Origin of the sequence: Altererythrobacter sp. CAU 1644, assembly GCF_029623755.1 — a bacterium.
GTDB lineage: Bacteria > Pseudomonadota > Alphaproteobacteria > Sphingomonadales > Sphingomonadaceae > Erythrobacter > Erythrobacter arenosus.
In genome coordinates this window covers 2,056,565-2,075,212 of sequence record NZ_CP121106.1, presented here as the reverse complement: position 1 = coordinate 2,075,212, position 18,648 = coordinate 2,056,565, and the positions used below count along the sequence as shown (strand labels likewise).

Sequence of the window (18,648 nt, the reverse complement as noted above, 5' to 3'; positions counted from 1 at the left end):
GTTGCAGCTCGGGAGGCTCCAGTCCCACCCGGCTTGGACACATGCATAAGGTCGGCAGAGGTTCGAGCGGAAGATAGCATACGTATACGTTTGAATGCGGTTGTGGCGGCCATGTGACGAAATTGTCATCTCATGTGACGCAGATTGCGCCCGCATCATCGCTTGTTTGCCAAGGGGGCACAGGCCGCCTAGAATCGAACGCGGTGCAGCGCAAAAAATGCGCGCTCCTCTGGAGAGGACATGGGGCGCAAACCGACCGGACGACCGACAAGCTTCGACATCGCTTACCTGGCTGGAGTATCCCAGCCGACCGTGAGTCGCGCACTGCGGGGCGACCGATCGGTCAGCGCCGAAACCCGCGCCAAGATCGAGCGGATCGCGCGCGAGCTCAACTACACGGTCGACAAGAATGCATCCTCGCTCCGCTCGCAGCGATCGAACACCATCGCCCTGCTGTTCTTCGAGGATCCGACCCCCGATGAAAGCATGATCAACCCGTTCTTCCTCGCCATGCTGGGGTCGATCACGCGGGCTTGCGCCGACAGAGGACTCGACCTGTTGATCTCGTTCCAGCGGATGGAAGACGACTGGCACGTCCAGTACCAGGACAGCCATCGCGCCGACGGAATCATCCTGCTCGGCTATGGCGACTATGAGGCCTATCTCGAACGGCTCGCCCAGCTCGAGGAACAGGGCACGCACTATGCGCGCTGGGGCTCGGTGACCAAGGATGCGAGCGGCGCCACGGTCGGCTCGAACAATTTCGGCGCCGGCGTCTTGGCAGGCCAGCACCTGATCGACGGCGGGCGGACCAGGATCGCTTTCCTCGGGGATGCGGATGACCGCTACCCGGAGTTTGCCGAGCGATATGGCGGCCTGTGCCAGGCCCTGACGGACGCCGGCCTCGAGGTCGATCAAGGGCGGCAGTTCGATGCCATTACGACCGAGGCCGCGGGCTATGCGGCGGCCAGGGAACTGTTGTCGAGCGAAAAGGAATTCGACGCGATCTTCGCCGCCAGCGACCTGATCGCCATCGGCGCCTTGCGCGCCCTTGCCGAAGCCGGGCTCAAGGTACCCGAGCATGTCGCCGTGATCGGCTTCGACGATATCCCCGCAGCGAGCCTCACCTCGCCGCCGCTGACCACGATCATGCAGGACATCAAGTCGGCCGGAGAGGTCCTGGTGGAAACGCTGATGGCCGAGATCGAGGGCCGCGAACCCGAAGTGCGCAAGCTCGACACCAAGCTGATCGTACGCGGCAGCACCACCGCCTGAATTCCTTCACATTCGTATGCGTGTTGAGACGCGCGCGCTTTCGTGCAAGCCAAGCGCATGCGCAGGGCGACGCCAGTTCGACCGCGCGGGAAGAGGGGTTGGAAGGATGACTGCGATCGAGAAGCCGCGCCAAGGCTTTTGGGGCCTGTGGAATATCAGTTTCGGGTTCTTTGGCATCCAGATCGGATTCGCCCTGCAGAATTCGAACATGAGCCGCGTCTTCCAGACGCTCGGCGCAAGCATGGACGACCTTCCGGCGCTGTGGGTTGCAGCGCCGCTGACCGGACTGATCGTCCAGCCGATCATCGGCTATCTCTCGGACCGGACCTGGAACCGGCTCGGACGTCGTCGGCCCTATTTCCTGACCGGTGCCATTTTCGCCGCGATTTCGCTTTTCGTCATGCCGCTTTCCCCGGCGATGGCGGCGCCGCTGTTCTTCGCGGCAGCCATGCTGTGGGTGCTCGACGCCTCGCTCAACGTTTCGATGGAGCCGTTCCGCGCATTCGTCGGCGATATGCTCAACACCGACCAGCATAGCGCGGGCTATGCCGTGCAAACTGCCTTCATCGGCGCTGGCGCGGTGGTTGGATCGATCTTCCCCTACTTCCTCGAACAGATCGGGGTCAGCAATGTCGCGGCGGACGGCGGAATCCCCGACACCGTGCGCTGGAGTTTCTGGTTCGGCGCCGCAGCGCTTTTCGTTGCCGTCATGTGGACCGTTGTGACGACGCGCGAATACAGCCCCGAAGAACAAGCCGCGTTCGGCAATGCAGAACTGCCCGAAACCGGACAGCCGCTGAGGGCGCTCGCCGCCAAGAGCTACCTCTCCTGCCTGCTCTGGGTGGTCGCTGGCACGGCGGTCTTCCTGCTCGTGCAAATCCTCGATCTCGAGAAGGAAATGCTGCTGCTGGGCGGCCTGCTCTGCCTCTACGGCGTGCTCAGCGCAGTCGCCATTTCCATGGCCAAGAAGGGGCAGGCGGCCAACATGCTCTCGAGCATCGTGGGCGACTTTTCCGGCATGCCCGAGGTGATGAAGCGGCTCGCGCTGGTGCAGTTCTTCAGCTGGTCGGCACTGTTCATCATGTGGATCAACACCACGCCTGTCGTGACCCAATATGTCTTCGGATCGTCCAATACGACCAGCGCCGCCTATAACGAGGGCGCCAACTGGGTGAATGTGCTCTTCACCGTGTACAATGGCGTCGCGGCCATCGCCGCGCTCGCGCTGTTGCCGTGGATGAGCCGCAAGTTCGGCCAGGTGATGACGCACTCGATCTGCCTCAGCCTCGGGGCAATCGGCTTCCTGATGTTCTTCCTCGTGCGCGATGCGCAGACCCTGCTGGTGGCGGAAATCGGCATCGGCATCGCCTGGGCCAGCATCCTTGCGATGCCCTATGCCATCCTTGCCAGCAATCTGCCGCAGGCGAAGCTGGGCATCTACATGGGGCTGTTCAACATCTTCATCGTGGTCCCGCAATTGCTGGTGGCGACGGTGATGGGGCAGATCATGCTCTGGTTGTTCCCGGGCGAGCCGGTGTGGACCATGCTGTTCGCCGCCGCATCCTGGATCATCGCCGCGATCGCCATGCTGCGCGTGTCCGCAGCGCTCGACCGACGGAAGGCGGGGTGAAGACCATGCGCAATACGATGCTGGCCCTCGCAGCAACCGCCGCCCTCACCTGCACGCCCGCCTGGGCCAGCGACGATCTCGCCGACTGGTCGCCCCGGCCCTATGTCGAGCTGGAGCATCCCGAATGGTCGCGCGATGCCGTGCTCTACCAGATCAACACCCGCCAGTTCACCGCCGAGGGGACTTTCCGCGCCGCCGAAAAGGAACTGCCGCGGCTCAAGGCGCTGGGCGTCGATATCCTGTGGTTGATGCCGATCCATCCGATCGGTGAGAAGAACCGCAAGGGTACGCTTGGTTCGCCCTATGCCGTGAAGGACTATTACGACGTCAATCCCGAGTTCGGGACCAAGGAAGACTTCCGCCACTTCGTCGAGGCCGCACACGCCCAGGGCTTCAAGGTCATCCTCGACTGGGTGGCGAACCACACGGCCTGGGATCATCCGCTCGCGCAGCAACATCCCGACTGGTACGAGAAGGACTGGAAGGGCGATTTCCGCCCCACCCCGTGGTGGGACTGGTCCGACATCATCGATCTCGACTGGTCGCAGCCCGGCGTGCGCAAGCATGTCGGCGAGGCGATGGAAATGTGGGTCAGGGACTATGGCGTCGATGGTTTCCGCGCCGATGTCGCAGGCTACGTCCCAATCGACTTCTGGGAAACGCTGCGCGCCCGGCTCGACGCGATCAGGCCCGTCTTCATGCTGGCCGAATGGAAGGAGCCGGAACTTCACCGCCGCGCTTTCGATGCGACCTATGCCTGGGAATGGCACCACACCACCAAGCGGATCGCCAAGGGCGAAGCCGATGCCACCGCGCTGTTCGGCTACTATGCCGAAAGCGAGAGCGCCTGGCCCGCAGAGGCGATGCGGCTGACCTATATCGCCAACCATGACAGCAATGCCTGGGAAGGCACCCAGTACGAGAATTACGGCGCCGCCCTGCCCGCGATGATCGCCTTCAGCTTCACCGGCGAAGGGCTGCCGATGATCTACAACGGGCAGGAAGCCTGCAGCGCCAAGCGGCTGGAATTCTTCGAGAAAGACCCGATCGACTGGAGCCAGCGCGAGGATTGCGAACTGGGCGAACTGTTCCGCGACATGATCGCGTTTCGCCGTGCCAATCCGGCGCTCGAGAACGGGCAATGGGGCGCCCGGATGCAGCAGGTCGTGACGGACCAGCCGCAGCGGCTCTTCGCCTGGGTCCGACAGGAAGAAGGCAATAAGGTGCTCGGCCTGTTCAACTTCTCGGGCGAAGCTGTCGAGGCGGTGCTTGGAGACGGGCTCGCCGCAGGTACCTACCGCGCCTTTCGCACAGGCGAGGAGCAGAGCTTCGCAGCTGGCGACACAGTCAACCTGCCTGCCTGGGGCTGGCAGCTGTATTCCGCGCAGACCGGCCGATAGGGCATCACGGGAAAGCGGCCACATCTCTTGCGAGACGCGGCCGCCGATCCCCCTGCCTGCGTGCAGTGCGTCAGAACTTGTAGCCGACCTCTACCCCGTAGAGCGCGCGTCCGCCCGGCGAGATGAATGATCCGCCGAACTCGATCGCGGGAATGACCTCGGCCACGTATTTCTTGTTCAGCACGTTCTCGCCGAACGCGAAGATGCTGAAGTTGCCGATCTCCACCCCGCCCCGGACATTGAGCACCCCAAAGGCATCCCGCTTGGCGACATCGTAACGCGCATTACCCCATTCGGCCGGAAGGAAGTTAACCGCCGAAATCGGGATCAATCCGGTGAACAGCGTCGGACGCTCCTGATCCTGCACGGTGTGGAACCAGGTCGGCCCGGTCACGCGATAGTCGGCGCGCACGATCAGGTCGGTGTTGTCGGTAAGCGGCGTATCGATTTCGGTGCCGAAGTTCAGCGTGTAATCGGCTGTATAGGGCGATTTGTTGCCGACCGTGTAGGGGCGCGAGACGTTCTTCTTGATCTCGCTGTCGGTCACGTTGACCGCGCCGTAGAACTTCCAGCCATCGATGATCCGGGCAGTGACGTTGAGCTCCGCGCCCATCACTTCGACTTCGTCGATGTTGGAAACGACGCGCAGCAGCCCAAAGGGTCCGACGAAGAATTCGAAGAACTGCATGTCGTCGATTTCGGTATAGTAACCCGCCAGGTCGTAGGTGATCCGGCCATCGGCGAAGCTACCCTTCACGCCGACTTCGAAGGCGCTCGAGACCTCCTTGTCGTACTGATCCTCAATCGTGACGCCGGCACCGATGAACTGGTTGAAGTTCTGGTCGATGATGGTGGCCGAGCCCTGGTTGTTGAAGCCGCCCGATTTGAAGCCGATGCCCCAGTTGGCATAGATGTTGGCGTTGGCACTCGGTTGCCAGCTAAGGCTGACCTTGGGCTGCAACTGTTTGAACGATTTGCTTGCCGGGTCGAGTGACCCGAAAGCCTGGCCGGGGTTGATCGGTCCGCCAGTTATGGGGTCGACAACATTGGGCACCAGCGAACTGGTCTTGCGATCCTCGATATCGTAGCGCAGCGCCAGCCCGGCGGTGAAATCGCCCATATCGTATTCGAAATTGCCGAACGCCGCATAGACATTGGTGTCGAAACTGTCGGCCAGCAGCAGCGATGTGGGGTTGGCCGTGGTCGGCGCGTTATAAAGTTCCTCGATCACTCCTGCCCCGGTATCCGCGCCCAGGCTAACGCCAACTTCGCGATCGATATTGAGGTAGTACAGGCCAAGTTGCCAGCTGAGCGGCCCATCGGTGTTGGACGCCAGCCGCACTTCGGCGCTGATGTCGGTCTGCTTGCGGATCTGGTACTGTGTGCCATCGCAAGTGGTCGGGCTATATGGCCCGAAGGTCGAGCCGGTCGCCGGATCGAACAGAAACGGCACCGGCGTCTGGCCGATGAACCCGGGTTGATTGACCGGGAAGCCGGTAAGCCCTGCAGTCGACACGAAGCAATCGGCAGCAACGTCTGCTGCGACCTGGGTCGGCGCGGGGAAGGGAATGTAGCGGGCGAAATCGGCCGACGTCCCGTCGGCGACCAAGCTCTGGTCGACATCCGAATAGAGCGCCCAGGCCGTCAGCGTCGTGTTGCCGAAATCGTGTTCGATCTTGGCCGATACGTCGAAGGAATCCTGATCGTTCGACGGGTCAATATTGTTGTAATAGCGGAACTGGTGTTTGTTCACGTCCTCGTAGAAGGCCGGGTTGAACGCGGCAAACTCGGGCAGGTGGAAGGCCGCGTTGAAGTTGATCGAGGCGCCGCGCAGCTGCGAATAGCGCGCTTTTACATCGACTTCCGTTGCATCCCCGAGATTGGCCACCAGTCGCCCGTCGACCGACCAGACTTCCTGATCGTCAACATTCTTGGTGTCGGTGAAGATGTTGCGGAAGAAGCCGTCGGTGGTGCGATAGTAACCCGAAAGGACGAAGCCGAGGTTTTCGCCGAGCGGTCCCGCAATATGGGCAGTCCCCTCGATCGTGTCCTCATTGGCGTAGGAGACTTTCGCCCCACCTTCGAAATAGTCGGACGGCTTGAGCGTGGAGAGCACGATCGCGCCCGCCGCGGCATTGCGACCATAGAGAGCGCCCTGCGGACCTTTCAGGATTTCGACCTGCCGCAGCGTTCCCTGCGTCTGGTTGAGCTGCGCGGTGTTGGTCTTGAGAATGCCGTCGACCACCAGCGCGATCGAGCTTTCCGCGTCGCGCGCGCCGTTGATACCGCGGATATTGACCTGCGTATCACCCGCCTCGGCAGTGCCGGTCACGATCGTGACACCCGGCGTCAGCTGGACGAAGTCCTCAGCATTGTCGGCCCCCGTCTTCTCCAGCGCATCGGCCGTGATGACCGCGACCGATGCCGGCACGTCCTGCAACTGCTCGTTCTGACGACGCGCCGTCACGATGATCGTGTTCTCATCATTCGCGACGCCTGTGCCGCTGTCGGCATCCTGTGCCTGTACCGGAGCAGCGACCAGCATCACGCCTAGGGCTGCACCGCAAGCGAGCTGTGTCTTGAACTTCGTCATTTATCAGTTCTCCCTGAACCGTATTGCGTCAGCATCGCCGCCCTCAGGTGAGGACGTTCGCGCCGCTCATGTAGACGTAGACTTCCTGGAACTTGGCGCCGCCTGGACCGGGCCGGAGACGCCAGAAATTGGTGTTGTTGAGCAATGTGACATTGCCATCGGCATCGTGGAGCTCAGCGACGAAACAGGCGGTGATCCGCCCGTTCTTCTCGTCCACGGTACAGGTGAAATCGCGGTGGATGATCGTTTCGTAGGCGCCGAAGAAATCCTCGAACATGCGGCGGATCTCTGCCTTCCCGGCATGGCGGGTGAAGGCGGTCTGGACGCAGAACAATGCCTCGTCATGGAAGCAGTCGAGCGTCGCCTCCATGTTCTTCGCATCGACGTTGCCGAAATAGGTCTGGGTGGCGAATTTGACCAGCTCGGCCCGCGACAGGGTGGGTTCGTACTGCATCAGGCCTCTCCTTCCTTCAGCAGGTTGTCGCCCGACATATAGACGTATACCCGGTGGAACTTGTCGCCCTTGAGATAGAAGCGGTTGCAATTCTCGTAGCGCAGCTCGTCCCCGCCATTGGGGGTGATCAGCACGGTGAATTGCGAGCAGACCGCATTGCTGTCTGGGTCCGCGGTATGGACGAAGTTTCCATGCCAGATGTCGGAGAAATCGGCGAAGAGCTTCTCGAACATGGCGCGGATCGCGGGTTTGCCGTCGTGCCGCGTGTCGCTTGTGACTTCGTGCAGCACAGCATCTTCGGTGAAGCAATCGAGCACCTGGTCCATGACCTTGTTGTCGACGCCGTCGAAATAGCGCTTGGTCACGATGTCGATGTAATAGGGGTAGGGCAGCGGGTCTTGCCCGGGCCCGCCCTCGCTCCATTCGCTCATGAGTACCATCCTTTGAGAATGCCCGCCTGGTTGGGGACTTCGGGCGCGGGAAACGCCTTCTTCGAATGCGCGAGGCCCAGTCCGATCTGCGTTTCGAGCATCTTGTAGGCGACCTGACCCGGGTTCAGGACCGGGATCGGCAGCTCGCGGTCGAGATAGGCGGCGGATTGGTGCATCGTGGTAGAACCGAGCACGATCACGTCAGCCCCGTCTTCCTCCATCGCACGCGTTGCTTCGGCCTTGAGCTTGGCGAAAACGACTTCCTCCTTGCCCTCAAGCAACTCGGTGACGTCGGGCCTGGTGTCGATCGAGCGGAGCGATGCCACCCGGTCCCACCAGCCATATTCGGTGAGCGTTTTCTGGTAGAGCGGAAACCACTCGGGCCACATGGTGAGAACGGAAAACTTCTTACCCAGCATCATCGCCATCGCGAAGGCCGCCTCTCCCGGCCCGACGACCGGGATCGACAGGGCGGAGCGCAAGGGACGCATGCCGCTGTCGCTGACCGTGTCGATCAGCACGCCGGAATAGCCTTCGACCTCTGCAGTGATGCCGGCCTGGAACACGGTCCAGTCCATCAGCAGCATGTCGTGATAGCTGTCGCCCAGCGCGGCGCCCCAGCGAACGGCCTCGAACTCGGGCTTGAAGCCGGGCCGGATGAAATCATCCGGCAACTGCTCTGCGCGATTGGCCACGCCTGCCGCATCCATCGGGATGGGCACGATGACTTTGATCCGGCGGTCCTTGTCTGCCACTCAAGCCGTCTCCCTGCAAAGCTCGGGCGTTCCTCGACGCTATTGCACTGTGGGACATGTATTGTATACAATTGTGACGAGTCAAGTCCGGAGAGCGAATTGTGGCCAAGGCATCAGACCGAGCGTACGACACCATTCGGGCCATGATCCTTTCGGGGGAGCTATCCTCTGGCGAACAGCTGAGCGAAGAGGCGCTGGCCGAGCGGTGCGGGGTTTCGCGCACCCCGGTTCGCGACGCCTTGCGTCGGCTCGAGGCTGAACTGCTGGTGCGCCGGAACGAATCGCAGCGGAGCTTCGTCGCCGACTGGTCGCTAGGCGACGTCGCCGACGCTTTCGAACTGCGCGCCATGATGGAAGGCTATGCCGCGCGCCGCGCTGCCGAGCGCATGGACGACCGCACGCTTGAACGGCTTCGCGCCTGTAATTCAGCCATTTACGCGGCGATCCGGGGAAGCAAGCCCGATGTCGCCACCTTCCTCGAGCACAATAAGGAATTCCACGCGATCATCCTCGAAGCGGCGGATTCCCGCCGTCTTTCGAGCCTGCTCGGCGCGCTGATCGAACAACCGGTGGTCTGGCGCACCGCGCAGCATTACGGGCGCGAGGCATTCAATCGCTCGCATAGCGAGCACGAAGACCTGCTCGCCGCCTTTGCCCGCCGCGACGGACCCTGGGCCGAAGCGGTCATGGCCGGCCACATCCGCCGCGCCTTCCACGCCTATGCTGACGCACACCGCGGCCTGACTGCGATCGACCGGGGGGCTGCGTGACGTAAAATGTATACAGAAAATGTAGCCCCGATAGAATTGGTCGAAGTTGGCCCCCGCGACGGCCTGCAAAACGAGCCTGAGATAGTCCAGACCGACGCAAAGATAGCGCTGATCGAGGCTATGATAGGATATGGTGCGCGTCGGCTGGAGGTCGCGAGTTTCGTCCACCCCGGGCGGGTGCCGCAAATGGCCGATGCCGAGGCGGTTATCGCCGGGCTGCCCGACCGCGCCGACACGACCTATATAGGCCTCACCCTCAACAAGCGCGGCGTGATGCGCGCGCTTGCCACCCGCGAAGGCAACCGGCGCGGCATCGACCAGGTCGGCTGCGTGCTCGTTGCCAGCGACACCTTTGGCCAGAAGAACCAGGGCCAGACCATTGCCGAGGGCATTGCCGAGAACCGCGACATGATCCGCTTCGCCAAGGCCGAGGGGATGCGCGCGCAACTGACCATCAGCGCGGCCTTCGGCTGCCCCTTCGAAGGCGAAGTGAAGCCCGAGACCGTGCTGCGCATCGCCGAGGAGATGGCGGCAGAAGAGCCCGAGGAGATTGCGCTCGCCGACACCATCGGCGTGGGCACACCAGCGCAGGTTTCCGATCTCTTCGGCAGGCTGGGCGAGCTGCTGGGCGATCGCATCCCCATGCGCTGCCACTTCCACAACACCCGCGGCACCGGCATCGCCAATGCCTGGGCTGCTTATCAGGGGGGAGTACGCATCTTCGATGCCTCGCTCGGCGGGCTTGGGGGCTGCCCTTTCGCCCCCAAGGCCACCGGCAATATCGCGACCGAGGACCTCGTCTACCTGATGGAGCAATCGGGTGTCTCAAGCGGTATCGATCTCGACGCGGCGATTGCCGCCAACCACGAATTTGCCCGGGTACTCGGGCGCGAATTGCCTTCGCTGGTCGCACGCGCGGCCTGACCGGATAGGGCCAGGGAGAGAACATGACTTACAGACTTGGCGTCGATGTGGGCGGGACCTTTACCGACCTCCTGCTGTTCGACGAGGACAGCGGGAAGTTCTGGCGACACAAGACGCCCTCGACCCCGCATGACAGCTCCGAAGGCATCCTCAATGGCGTCAAGGCGCTGACCGAGGAAGCAGGAGTCGCCGCCAAGGATATCGCCTATTTCCTGCATGGCACCACCGTGGCAACCAACGCCGTGCTCGAGGGCAAGGGTGCCAAGGTCGGGCTCGTCACGACCGAGGGTTACCGCGACATCATGCAGATCGCGCGCAGCTTCGTCCCCGGCGGGCTTGCGGCCTGGATCGTCTGGCCCAAGCCGCAGCCGCTCGCGCATCTGGAGGACACTGTCGAGGTTCCGGGGCGCATGGGTGCCGACGGCAACGAGGTCCGCGCGCTCGACGAGGATGCGGTGCGCGCCGCCTTGCAGAAGCTCAAGGCCAATGGCGTCGAGGCGCTGACGGTCAGCCTGATCAACGCCTACGTCAACGGCGCGCATGAGAAGCGCATCGGCGAGATCGCCGCCGAGGAACTGCCCGGCATTCCCGTCTCGCTCAGCCACGAAGTGCTGCCCGAGATGCAGGAATACGAGCGCACGCTCTCGACCGTTGCCAATGCCGCCGTGCGCCCGGTGGTGAGCAAATATGTCGCCAGCCTCAGGAACAAGCTCGAGGATGAAGGCATGCAGGGGCGCCTGTCGCTGCTGCGTTCGGATGGCGGCTTGATGAGCAGCCAGAAGGCCGAGGAACATCCGGTCAATATCCTGATGTCCGGCCCGGCAGGCGGCGTCACCGGCGCGCTGTGGGTGGCGAAGAACGCCGGCTTCGAGAACATATTGACGCTCGACGTCGGCGGGACTTCGACCGACGTTGCGCTGATCGAAGGGCTCGAGGCGCGGCGCGTGCGCACGACCGAGGTCGGTCACCTCTCGGTTCGGGCATCGGCGCTCGACGTGAAGACGGTGGGCGCCGGCGGCGGCTCGATCGCGCATGTGCCCGAACTGACCAAGGCGCTCCGCGTCGGCCCCGAAAGCGCAGGCGCGGTGCCCGGCCCCGTCGCATACGGCAAGGGCGGCGAGCAGCCGACCGTGACCGACGCCAATGTCGTGCTCGGCTACCTGCCCGAAAACCTCCTCGGCGGCAGTTTCAAGCTCGACCGCGAGGGCGCCAAGCAGGCGGTCCAGGGCGTCGCCGATGCGCTCGGCGTGTCGCTGATGGAGGCAGCTCGCGGGATCATCGACATCGTCAACGAGAACATGTTCGGCGCGCTGCGGATGATCAGCGTCCAACAGGGCTACGACCCGCGCGATTTCGCGCTGATGGGCTTTGGCGGAGCCGGGCCGCTTCACGTCAACGCGGTCGCCAAGCTGATGGGAAGCTGGCCGGCGATCAGCCCGGTCTCACCCGGCGTGCTGTGCGCATTGGGCGATGCGACGACGCGCATGCGGACCGAAACCGCGCGCAGCTTCTCGCGCCTGGCGAAGGATACGACGATCGCCGACCTGCAGGCGGTGCTCGATGAAATGGCGGCGCAAACCCGCAGCGAATTGCTCGCCGACGGGGTCGCCGAGGATCAGATCACCTCGCAATTCGAAGTCGACGTCCGCTATGCGGGCCAGGCGTTCGAGGTTCCGCTCACGATCGACAAGACGGTGCTCGACGCCGACGGGATCGACGGCATTCTCAAACGTTTCGACGAGGAGCATCGGCGGCTCTTCACCTTCAACATGGATACCCCGCACGAGATCGTGAACCTGCGCGCGGTGGCGCTGGGGCAGCCCCCGGCCTTGCCTGCGGCCGAACTGGAGAAGGGCGATGGCGATCCGTCAGCCGCCAAGATCCGCGACCACACGCTGTGGATGGATGGCCGCGAACAGGATGCGGCGATCTACGACCGATCCAAGCTGCGACAAGGCGATGTCATCCCCGGCCCCGCCATCATCACCGAGATGGATTCGACCACGCTGGTCGAAAGCGGCTGCACCGCCACCATCGACAAGGTGGGCAATATCCTCATCAATCCAAACCGGGAGGGCTGATCCGATGCCGGCACAAATCATCGAGACGAACGACAAGCCCTTCGACAAGGTCAAGATCGACCCGGTCACGCTCGACATCATCGAGAACGCGCTCAGGAACGCGCGCATCGAAATGGACGCGACGCTGGTGCGCACCGCCATGTCGCCGGGCATCCGCGAGCAGGGCGACGCCTTTCCCTTGATCGCCGATCCAGCGGGCAAGATGATCGTCGGCCAGTTCGGCAGCTTCATCGACGGCTTCCTCAAGGGCTACGACAACACGCTGGAAGATGGCGACATGATCTTCCTGTCCGACCCCTATTCCTGCGAGGGCGCGATCAGCCATTCGAACGACTGGCTGGTGCTGCTGCCGGTGTTCAAGGACGGGCGCCTGATCGCCTATACCGCCATGTTCGGCCATCAGTCCGATATCGGCGGCATGGTCCCCGGCTCGATGCCGATCGGCGCGAGTTCGATCTTCGAGGAAGGGGTGCGCATTCCCCCGGTAAAGATCTGGAAGAAGGGCGAATATAACGAGGACCTGATGCGCCTCGTCATGCACCAGACGCGCAAGCCCGACTGGTGCCAGGCCGATCTCAACGCGCTGATCGCCTCCTGCCGCGTCGCCGCTCGCCGGGTGATCGAGATGGCCGATCGCTTCGGCGACGACGTCTACTATTCCGCCACGCAGGAACTGCTCGACCGCAACTACCGCGCGATGAAAGCGCTGATCGGCATGGCCGTGGCGGAGGAGCCGGTCAGCTTCGAGGATTACATCTGCGACGATGGCAAGGGCTACGGCCCCTACAAGATCAAATGCACCATGTGGCGCGAAGGCGACAAGGTCGTGCTCGACTTCGACGGGACCGATCCGCAGTCGGCCGCTTCGATCAATTTCTACCTCAACGAGAACATGTTCAAGATGTTCTTCGGCATCTACATGATCATGGTCTTCGACCCGCAGATCCTGTTCAACGACGGGTTCTACGACCTGATCGAAGTGCGCATTCCCGAAGGCTCCTTGCTCAAACCCAGATTCCCGGCAGCCCTGTCGGGTCGCACCCACGCGCTCGGCCGCATCTTCGACATCCTCGGCGGCCTGCTGGGCCAGAAGACGCCCGAATTCCTCAACGCCGCGGGCTTCTCCTCCTCGCCCCACCTGTTCTATTCCGGCTGGGATACGCGCGGCGGGAAAGAGCGCGAGTGGTTCCAGCTGTTCCAGATCGGCTTTGGCGGCATCCCGGGGCGGCCATTGGGCGACGGGCCCGACGGGCATTCGCTGTGGCCGGGCTTCACCAACGTGCCCAACGAGTTCCTCGAGCGCTATTTCCCCTTGCGGATCGAGCGCTATTCGACCGAACCGGACAGCGGCGGAGCCGGCCTGCACCGCGGCGGCAACGGCATTCACATGACCTACCGCTTCCTCGCCGATGGGCAGATCGCGATCCATGACGACCGCTGGTTCGTGCCGCCCTGGGGCGTCAACGGCGGCCATCCGGGCATGCGCGCGAAGAAGGTCATCGAGCGGACCGACGGCACGACCGAGATCGCCGGCAACAAGGTCGAGGACGTGTCGGTGAAGGCCGGCGACCTCTTGCATTACATCACCTGGGGCGGCGGCGGCTGGGGCGACCCGCTCGAACGGGATCCCGAACTGGTCGGGCTCGAAATCCGCCAGGGGCTCGTCTCGGCCGAGGGCGCGCGCGCCTATGGCGTGGTGGCGAGCGATGATGGCGCGCTCGATGCCGCCGCCACGGCGGGTCTGCGCGATAAGATGAAGGCCGAGCGCGGCGACTTGCCGCTGTTCGACTACGGCCCGGGGATCGACGACCTGCGCGCCAATTGCGAGGCCGAGACCGGCCTCCCCGCCCCGATCCAGCCCGAATGGCACCCCTCGGACGACATCAGGGAAGCCGCCGAATGAACGGCGCGCCTCCCCAGGGCTCCTTGGCCGACATTCGCGTCATCGAGATGGGGCAATTGCTCGCCGGCCCCTTCTGCGGGCAATTGCTGGGCGACATGGGCGCAGATGTGATCAAGCTCGAACCGCCGGGAGCGGGCGATCCGATGCGGCTGTGGGGCCAGGGCGACGAGAAGGTCCAGTGGGAAGTGATCGCACGCAACAAGCGCTCGGTCACCTGCAATTTGCGCGTCCCGGAAGGGCAGGACCTCGCGCGCAAGCTGATCGCCACCGCCGACGTGCTGGTCGAGAATTTCAAGCCCGGCACGCTCGAGAAATGGGGCCTGTCGCCCGCCGAGCTGCACCGCGACAACCCCGGCCTGATCATCGCGCGCATGTCGGGCTATGGCCAGGACGGGCCATACTCGGACCGCGCCGGTTTCGGCGGTATCGGCGAAGCGATGGGTGGCTGGCGCTATATCGTGGGCGAGCCCGACCGACCGCCCGCCCGCATGGGCATCTCGATCGGCGACACGCTGTGCGCGACCTATGGCGCGATGGGGGTGCTCGCCGCGCTCCACCACCGCGAGCGCACGGGGGAGGGCCAGGTCGTTGACACAGCGCTCTACGAGGCGGTGCTGCAGGTGATGGAAGGGCTCGTCCCCGAATACGACCGCAACGGCTACATCCGCGAACGCTCGGGCTCGATCCTGCCGGGTATCGCGCCATCGAACGTCTATTCCTGCACGGACGGCCCGTTCATGATCGGGGCGAACAAGGACGAGATCTTCGCGCGGCTGGCGCAGGCGATGGGCCAGCCCGAACTGGCGAGCGACCCGCGCTATGCGACGCATCTCGCGCGCGGCAAGCACCAGACCGAGCTCGACGAGCTGATCAACGAGTGGACGGGAAGCCTCACGATCGACGAGGTCGAACAGGCGATGATCGATCACTCGATCCCCGCCGGCCGGGTCTATACCGCGAAGGACATGCTGGCCGACCCGCACTTCAGGGCGCGCGATGCGATCGTCGAGGTCGAGACCGAGCGCCACGGCAAGCTCAAGATGCAGAACGCCTTCCCCAAGCTGTCGCGCACGCCCTCGGGCATTCGCCGCGCTGCCCCCGCAGAGCCGGGCCAGCACAATGACGAGATCTACGCCGAGCTGCTCGGGCTGGACGCGCAGGCGCGGGCGGACCTCGCCGAGCGGTGTATCATCTGATGGCCGGCGAAGCGGGCCGCGACGAGAATTACGCCGGGACATTCGACGGGCACTTGCAGCCGGGCAAGCGCCCCGCGCTGCTGCTGGTCGACATGGTCGAGGCCTATCTCGTTTCCGACAGCCCGCTCTATTGCGAAACCGCCGCCGCAGCGGTCGCGGTCGCGAGCGAACTGGCCGACGCGTGCCGGGCTAATGGCATCCCGGTGATCCTGACCAATGTCGAATACGAACCCGGCGGCGGTGATGGGGGCGTGTTCTACCGCAAGACGCCGGTTCTGAAGGTGTTCGACCGCGGTTCGCCGCTTGGCGCCTTCCCGCCAGCGCTTGTACCGCGGGAAGCCGATAGGGTCGTCACGAAGCAATACCCTTCCGCCTTCTTCGGCACCGGTTTGGCAGAACAACTGCACGACCAAGGGGTCGACACGCTGCTGATCGGCGGTTTCTCGACTTCGGGCTGCGTGCGCGCCTCGGCGCTCGACGCGATGCAGTATGGCTTCGTTCCGTTCGTCGTGCGCGAGGCCTGCGCCGACCGCCACCCCGACCCGCACGAAGCAAACCTGTTCGATCTCCAGGCCAAATATGCCGAGGTCATCGGATCGGTCAAAGCGCTGGGGATTATCGGCACGGACTAGGGTTTGCGCGGCTGGATCGCATGGCCGCGATCACCCGGTCGATTCTGCCCTACATTAAATTTGTCCGGACAACTCTTCCCAAGCTAATTGTGAGGCGGTATGCAGGACGGATGCACAAGAGCCCCCTCGGAGCGCTGCTCGCCCTCACCCTGCTAGCAGATCCGCTCGCCGCCGAAGATCGCCTGTCACCCGGCATCTGGACCAACACCGAAGACGAATACTTCGCCGAAGAGGAAGGCCGCGATCGACCCGAATGGGTCGGCTTCGAACTCGCTGACGGTGGCAAGTGGCGGTCGATCGATGCCTTCCGCAAGCCGCTCGGCGATTGGCAGGAAGGGCCGATCCCTGGCCTTGCCCCGCGCGAAACCGGAGGCTGGCAGATCGCTGGCAGCGAACTGCGCCCGGCTCGCGAATTCTTCTGCTGGATCTCTGTCCTGCGGTTCGCGGGCAAGCCGGATGGAAGCGAGGATTGGAGCTTCATCCGCAACCTGCCCAATTTCGATCAGGGCGGGCGCATCTCCGTCCCAGGCGAGGGTTTGGCGCCGGACGTGACGATCCGGTTGCGCAACGTCACCTGGGCCAAGGGCAGCCGTAACAAGCCGGCGCTGGTACTCTATGTCCACAAGGATGACCCGGTTCGCGCCGTCAGCTACAGCTGGGCATCGCCGGATGCTGGCATGGTCGGGGTCAACCTGCGCTGGGTGCAGGCGAGTTGCAGCCGCTCGCCCAGCCAGACCGAGGGATCCTGAGACCATGCAGACGACACGCGCGATCTTCCGGCAACATGGCGGCCCCGAAGTCATCGAATGGATCGATGAGGAACTCCCCGCCCCGGGCCCGGGCGAAGTCACGATCGAGCATGCCGCGGTCGGCCTCAACTATATCGACACCTACCATCGCCGCGGGATCTACCCGGTCGAGCTCCCGAGCGGGATGGGCCTCGAGGCGGCTGGACGGATCGTTGCCGTGGGTGACGGCGTGGGTGACTTCGCGATCGGCGACCGCGTTGCGACTTTCGGTCCGCTGCTCGGCGCCTACGCGACCCGTCGAAACATTGCCGCGAGCCAGCTGTTCCGCCTGCCCGATCACATCGACGACAAGACGGCAGCCGCGGCGATCCTCAAGGCCTGCACCACCGAATTCCTGGTCGAGCGTTGCGGCAAGGTCGAAGCAGGCTGGCCGGTGCTGGTGCATGCCGCGGCAGGAGGTACCGGATTGCTCCTGGTACAATGGCTCAACCACATCGGGGCCGAAGTCATCGGCACAGTTTCTACGGAAGAGAAAGCCGAAGCCGCCCGAGCCGCCGGTGCGAACCACGTGATCTTCTACAAGGAAGAGAACACCGCCGAGCGTGTGCGCGCAATCACCGGGGGTGCTGGCGTGCGCGTGACCTTCGACGGGATCGGTCGTTCGACCTGGGAAACTTCGCTCGATGCAACCGGCAAGCGCGGGCTGATCATCAATTTCGGCAATGCCGACGCACCAGTGGGGGCAGTCGATGTCGGAGTCCTCGCGCTCAAAGGCTCGCTCTACAACACGCGCCCGATGCTGTTCCATTATTACGAGGAACCGGAAGAGCGAGCCGCCGGAGCCCAGCGTGTCTGGGACATGTTTTCCAGCGGCGCCCTGTCGGTCACGATCGGCCAGACCTACGCACTCAAGGACGCGGCCAAGGCGCATGAAGACTTGCAAGCCGGCCGCACGACGGGCTCGACCGTCCTGCTACCCTGATCCGCCATGCTCGAACGCGGTCACATCGAATTCCTGTTCGCACAGATGCTGCCGTGGCGGCGCATCGGCCCCGGGCTTGCCCGGCCCGATGCCGAATACAAGCTGCTCAGCCGCGATCCCGCCGACGGCGCGTGCTCGATCCTGCTGCGTTACCCGCCTGGATGGTCGCGCGAAGGCCCCGAGCACATCCTCGCCGACGAGGAGTTCTTCGTGCTCGACGGGGCGCTGGAGATGGACGGGCATTATTATCCGGTGGACAGCTACGCCTTCCTCCCGTCGGGGTGGACAAGGCACGAGATGCGCGCTCCGCAGGGCTGCGTCGTGCTCGCCTTCTACGACCGCGAGCCGACACTGGTGTTCGAGCCGGGTGACGGCGCGGCGGAAATGTCACCCCGCGCGGTGCAGCATCTCGATGCGGGCAAGATGAGCTGGGACATGACGCTCAACGACCCCAATCTCCGCCACCTCGGCATCGGGCGCAAGAACCTGCGGACCGATCCGAACACCGGCGAACGAACCTTCCTCTCTCTGATCCTGCCACAGGCCAAGCCGCCGGAGGACAAGGGACCGCAGGAGATGCATCCGGTTGTGGAGGAGGCCTTCCTGCTCGGCGGCTCGCTGACCGGACCGCAGGGCACCATGTATCCGGGCGCTTATTTCTGGCGTCCCCCAGGCATCGCGCATGGCCCCTTCGGAGCGCGCTGGGGCGCGACCTCGCTGATCCGTTTCGTCGGTGGCAAGCATGTGAACGTGTGGACCAAGGATGAGGCGCCGTTCGACTTCGACGCAACCTATCGCCCGATCCTGCCACCCGAACTCGCCCACCTCGCCGAAACACCTTTCGTGCCTCAGGCGAACTACTGAAGGCTGGGT

The 18,648-nt window shown here is 63.8% G+C and carries 16 protein-coding genes; 12 read left to right on the top strand and 4 right to left on the bottom strand.

Annotated features, from left to right (window positions below; translation table 11 throughout):
- Window positions 1-240 precede the first annotated feature (240 nt).
- The 3 genes from P7228_RS10360 to P7228_RS10350 all read left to right on the top strand — a co-directional run bounded on the left by P7228_RS10360 (window position 241) and on the right by P7228_RS10350 (window position 4,305).
- Entirely contained in the window at window positions 241-1,275 is a 1,035-nt protein-coding gene (locus P7228_RS10360) for a LacI family DNA-binding transcriptional regulator (RefSeq protein ID WP_278015166.1), read from the top strand.
- 106 nt (window positions 1,276-1,381) lie between these two features.
- Window positions 1,382-2,905: an MFS transporter gene (locus P7228_RS10355; RefSeq protein WP_278015165.1), complete on the top strand. Its 1,524-nt coding sequence runs from the start codon at window positions 1,382-1,384 to the stop codon at window positions 2,903-2,905.
- Between the two features lie 5 nt (window positions 2,906-2,910).
- The gene (locus P7228_RS10350) at window positions 2,911-4,305 is read left to right on the top strand and encodes an alpha-amylase family glycosyl hydrolase (RefSeq protein WP_278015164.1); all 1,395 of its coding nucleotides are present in this window, start codon (window positions 2,911-2,913) and stop codon (window positions 4,303-4,305) included.
- Window positions 4,306-4,375: 70 nt separating this feature from the next.
- Here the strand turns inward: P7228_RS10350 and P7228_RS10345 are convergent, their stop codons facing one another.
- The 4 genes from P7228_RS10345 to P7228_RS10330 are packed head-to-tail and all read right to left on the bottom strand — an operon-like array spanning window position 4,376 to window position 8,538.
- Window positions 4,376-6,898 carry a TonB-dependent receptor gene (locus P7228_RS10345; protein ID WP_278015163.1) on the bottom strand — a complete coding sequence of 841 codons (2,523 nt, stop codon included), beginning with the start codon at window positions 6,896-6,898 and terminating at the stop codon, window positions 4,376-4,378.
- Window positions 6,899-6,941: 43 nt separating this feature from the next.
- Complete coding sequence (locus P7228_RS10340; RefSeq protein WP_278015162.1) at window positions 6,942-7,352, bottom strand: nuclear transport factor 2 family protein; 411 nt, start codon at window positions 7,350-7,352, stop codon at window positions 6,942-6,944.
- Window positions 7,352-7,783 (bottom strand): nuclear transport factor 2 family protein, encoded by a 432-nt coding sequence (locus P7228_RS10335; RefSeq protein ID WP_278015161.1) that lies wholly within the window; start codon window positions 7,781-7,783, stop codon window positions 7,352-7,354. Before P7228_RS10335 ends, P7228_RS10340 begins: the two co-directional genes overlap by 1 nt.
- The gene (locus tag P7228_RS10330; protein ID WP_278015160.1) at window positions 7,780-8,538 is read right to left on the bottom strand and encodes an aspartate/glutamate racemase family protein; all 759 of its coding nucleotides are present in this window, start codon (window positions 8,536-8,538) and stop codon (window positions 7,780-7,782) included. Before P7228_RS10330 ends, P7228_RS10335 begins: the two co-directional genes overlap by 4 nt.
- A gap of 101 nt (window positions 8,539-8,639) precedes the next feature.
- Here P7228_RS10330 and P7228_RS10325 point away from each other — a divergent pair, with 101 nt between their 5' ends.
- From P7228_RS10325 to P7228_RS10285, 9 genes are all read left to right on the top strand, one after another.
- Window positions 8,640-9,308 (top strand): GntR family transcriptional regulator, encoded by a 669-nt coding sequence (locus P7228_RS10325; protein WP_278015159.1) that lies wholly within the window; start codon window positions 8,640-8,642, stop codon window positions 9,306-9,308.
- A gap of 6 nt (window positions 9,309-9,314) precedes the next feature.
- On the top strand, window positions 9,315-10,232 hold the full coding sequence (locus tag P7228_RS10320) for a hydroxymethylglutaryl-CoA lyase (RefSeq protein WP_278015158.1): 918 nt from the start codon (window positions 9,315-9,317) through the stop codon (window positions 10,230-10,232).
- A 23-nt stretch (window positions 10,233-10,255) separates the two neighbouring features.
- Window positions 10,256-12,313, top strand: coding sequence for a hydantoinase/oxoprolinase family protein (locus P7228_RS10315; protein WP_278015157.1), 2,058 nt, complete (start codon window positions 10,256-10,258; stop codon window positions 12,311-12,313).
- A gap of 4 nt (window positions 12,314-12,317) precedes the next feature.
- Complete coding sequence (locus P7228_RS10310) at window positions 12,318-14,216, top strand: hydantoinase B/oxoprolinase family protein (RefSeq protein ID WP_278015156.1); 1,899 nt, start codon at window positions 12,318-12,320, stop codon at window positions 14,214-14,216.
- Window positions 14,213-15,412, top strand: a complete 1,200-nt coding sequence (locus P7228_RS10305; RefSeq protein WP_278015155.1) for a CaiB/BaiF CoA transferase family protein — start codon at window positions 14,213-14,215, stop codon at window positions 15,410-15,412. The genes P7228_RS10310 and P7228_RS10305 overlap by 4 nt, the downstream gene beginning before the upstream one ends.
- A complete protein-coding gene (locus P7228_RS10300) occupies window positions 15,412-16,044 on the top strand; it encodes an isochorismatase family protein (RefSeq protein WP_278015154.1) in 633 nt (210 codons plus the stop codon). The genes P7228_RS10305 and P7228_RS10300 overlap by 1 nt, the downstream gene beginning before the upstream one ends.
- 110 nt (window positions 16,045-16,154) lie before the next feature.
- A complete protein-coding gene (locus P7228_RS10295) occupies window positions 16,155-16,793 on the top strand; it encodes a hypothetical protein (RefSeq protein WP_278015153.1) in 639 nt (212 codons plus the stop codon).
- A 4-nt stretch (window positions 16,794-16,797) separates the two neighbouring features.
- Window positions 16,798-17,775, top strand: coding sequence for a quinone oxidoreductase family protein (locus P7228_RS10290; protein WP_278015152.1), 978 nt, complete (start codon window positions 16,798-16,800; stop codon window positions 17,773-17,775).
- A gap of 6 nt (window positions 17,776-17,781) precedes the next feature.
- The gene (locus P7228_RS10285) at window positions 17,782-18,639 is read left to right on the top strand and encodes a cupin domain-containing protein (protein ID WP_278015151.1); all 858 of its coding nucleotides are present in this window, start codon (window positions 17,782-17,784) and stop codon (window positions 18,637-18,639) included.
- The last annotated feature ends 9 nt before the right edge of the window (window positions 18,640-18,648 follow it).

Excerpts from the sequence above, each read along its gene's own strand:
- P7228_RS10360 (WP_278015166.1), top strand. The coding sequence starts at position 241 with ATGGGGCGCAAACCGACCGGACGACCGACAAGCTTCGACATCGCTTAC.
- P7228_RS10355 (WP_278015165.1), top strand. The coding sequence starts at position 1,382 with ATGACTGCGATCGAGAAGCCGCGCCAAGGCTTTTGGGGCCTGTGGAAT.
- P7228_RS10350 (WP_278015164.1), top strand. The coding sequence starts at position 2,911 with ATGCGCAATACGATGCTGGCCCTCGCAGCAACCGCCGCCCTCACCTGC.
- P7228_RS10345 (WP_278015163.1), bottom strand. The coding sequence starts at position 6,898 with ATGACGAAGTTCAAGACACAGCTCGCTTGCGGTGCAGCCCTAGGCGTG.
- P7228_RS10340 (WP_278015162.1), bottom strand. The coding sequence starts at position 7,352 with ATGCAGTACGAACCCACCCTGTCGCGGGCCGAGCTGGTCAAATTCGCC.
- P7228_RS10335 (WP_278015161.1), bottom strand. The coding sequence starts at position 7,783 with ATGAGCGAATGGAGCGAGGGCGGGCCCGGGCAAGACCCGCTGCCCTAC.
- P7228_RS10320 (WP_278015158.1), top strand. The coding sequence starts at position 9,315 with ATGTATACAGAAAATGTAGCCCCGATAGAATTGGTCGAAGTTGGCCCC.
- P7228_RS10315 (WP_278015157.1), top strand. The coding sequence starts at position 10,256 with ATGACTTACAGACTTGGCGTCGATGTGGGCGGGACCTTTACCGACCTC.
- P7228_RS10310 (WP_278015156.1), top strand. The coding sequence starts at position 12,318 with ATGCCGGCACAAATCATCGAGACGAACGACAAGCCCTTCGACAAGGTC.
- P7228_RS10305 (WP_278015155.1), top strand. The coding sequence starts at position 14,213 with ATGAACGGCGCGCCTCCCCAGGGCTCCTTGGCCGACATTCGCGTCATC.
- P7228_RS10300 (WP_278015154.1), top strand. The coding sequence starts at position 15,412 with ATGGCCGGCGAAGCGGGCCGCGACGAGAATTACGCCGGGACATTCGAC.
- P7228_RS10295 (WP_278015153.1), top strand. The coding sequence starts at position 16,155 with ATGCACAAGAGCCCCCTCGGAGCGCTGCTCGCCCTCACCCTGCTAGCA.
- P7228_RS10290 (WP_278015152.1), top strand. The coding sequence starts at position 16,798 with ATGCAGACGACACGCGCGATCTTCCGGCAACATGGCGGCCCCGAAGTC.
- P7228_RS10285 (WP_278015151.1), top strand. The coding sequence starts at position 17,782 with ATGCTCGAACGCGGTCACATCGAATTCCTGTTCGCACAGATGCTGCCG.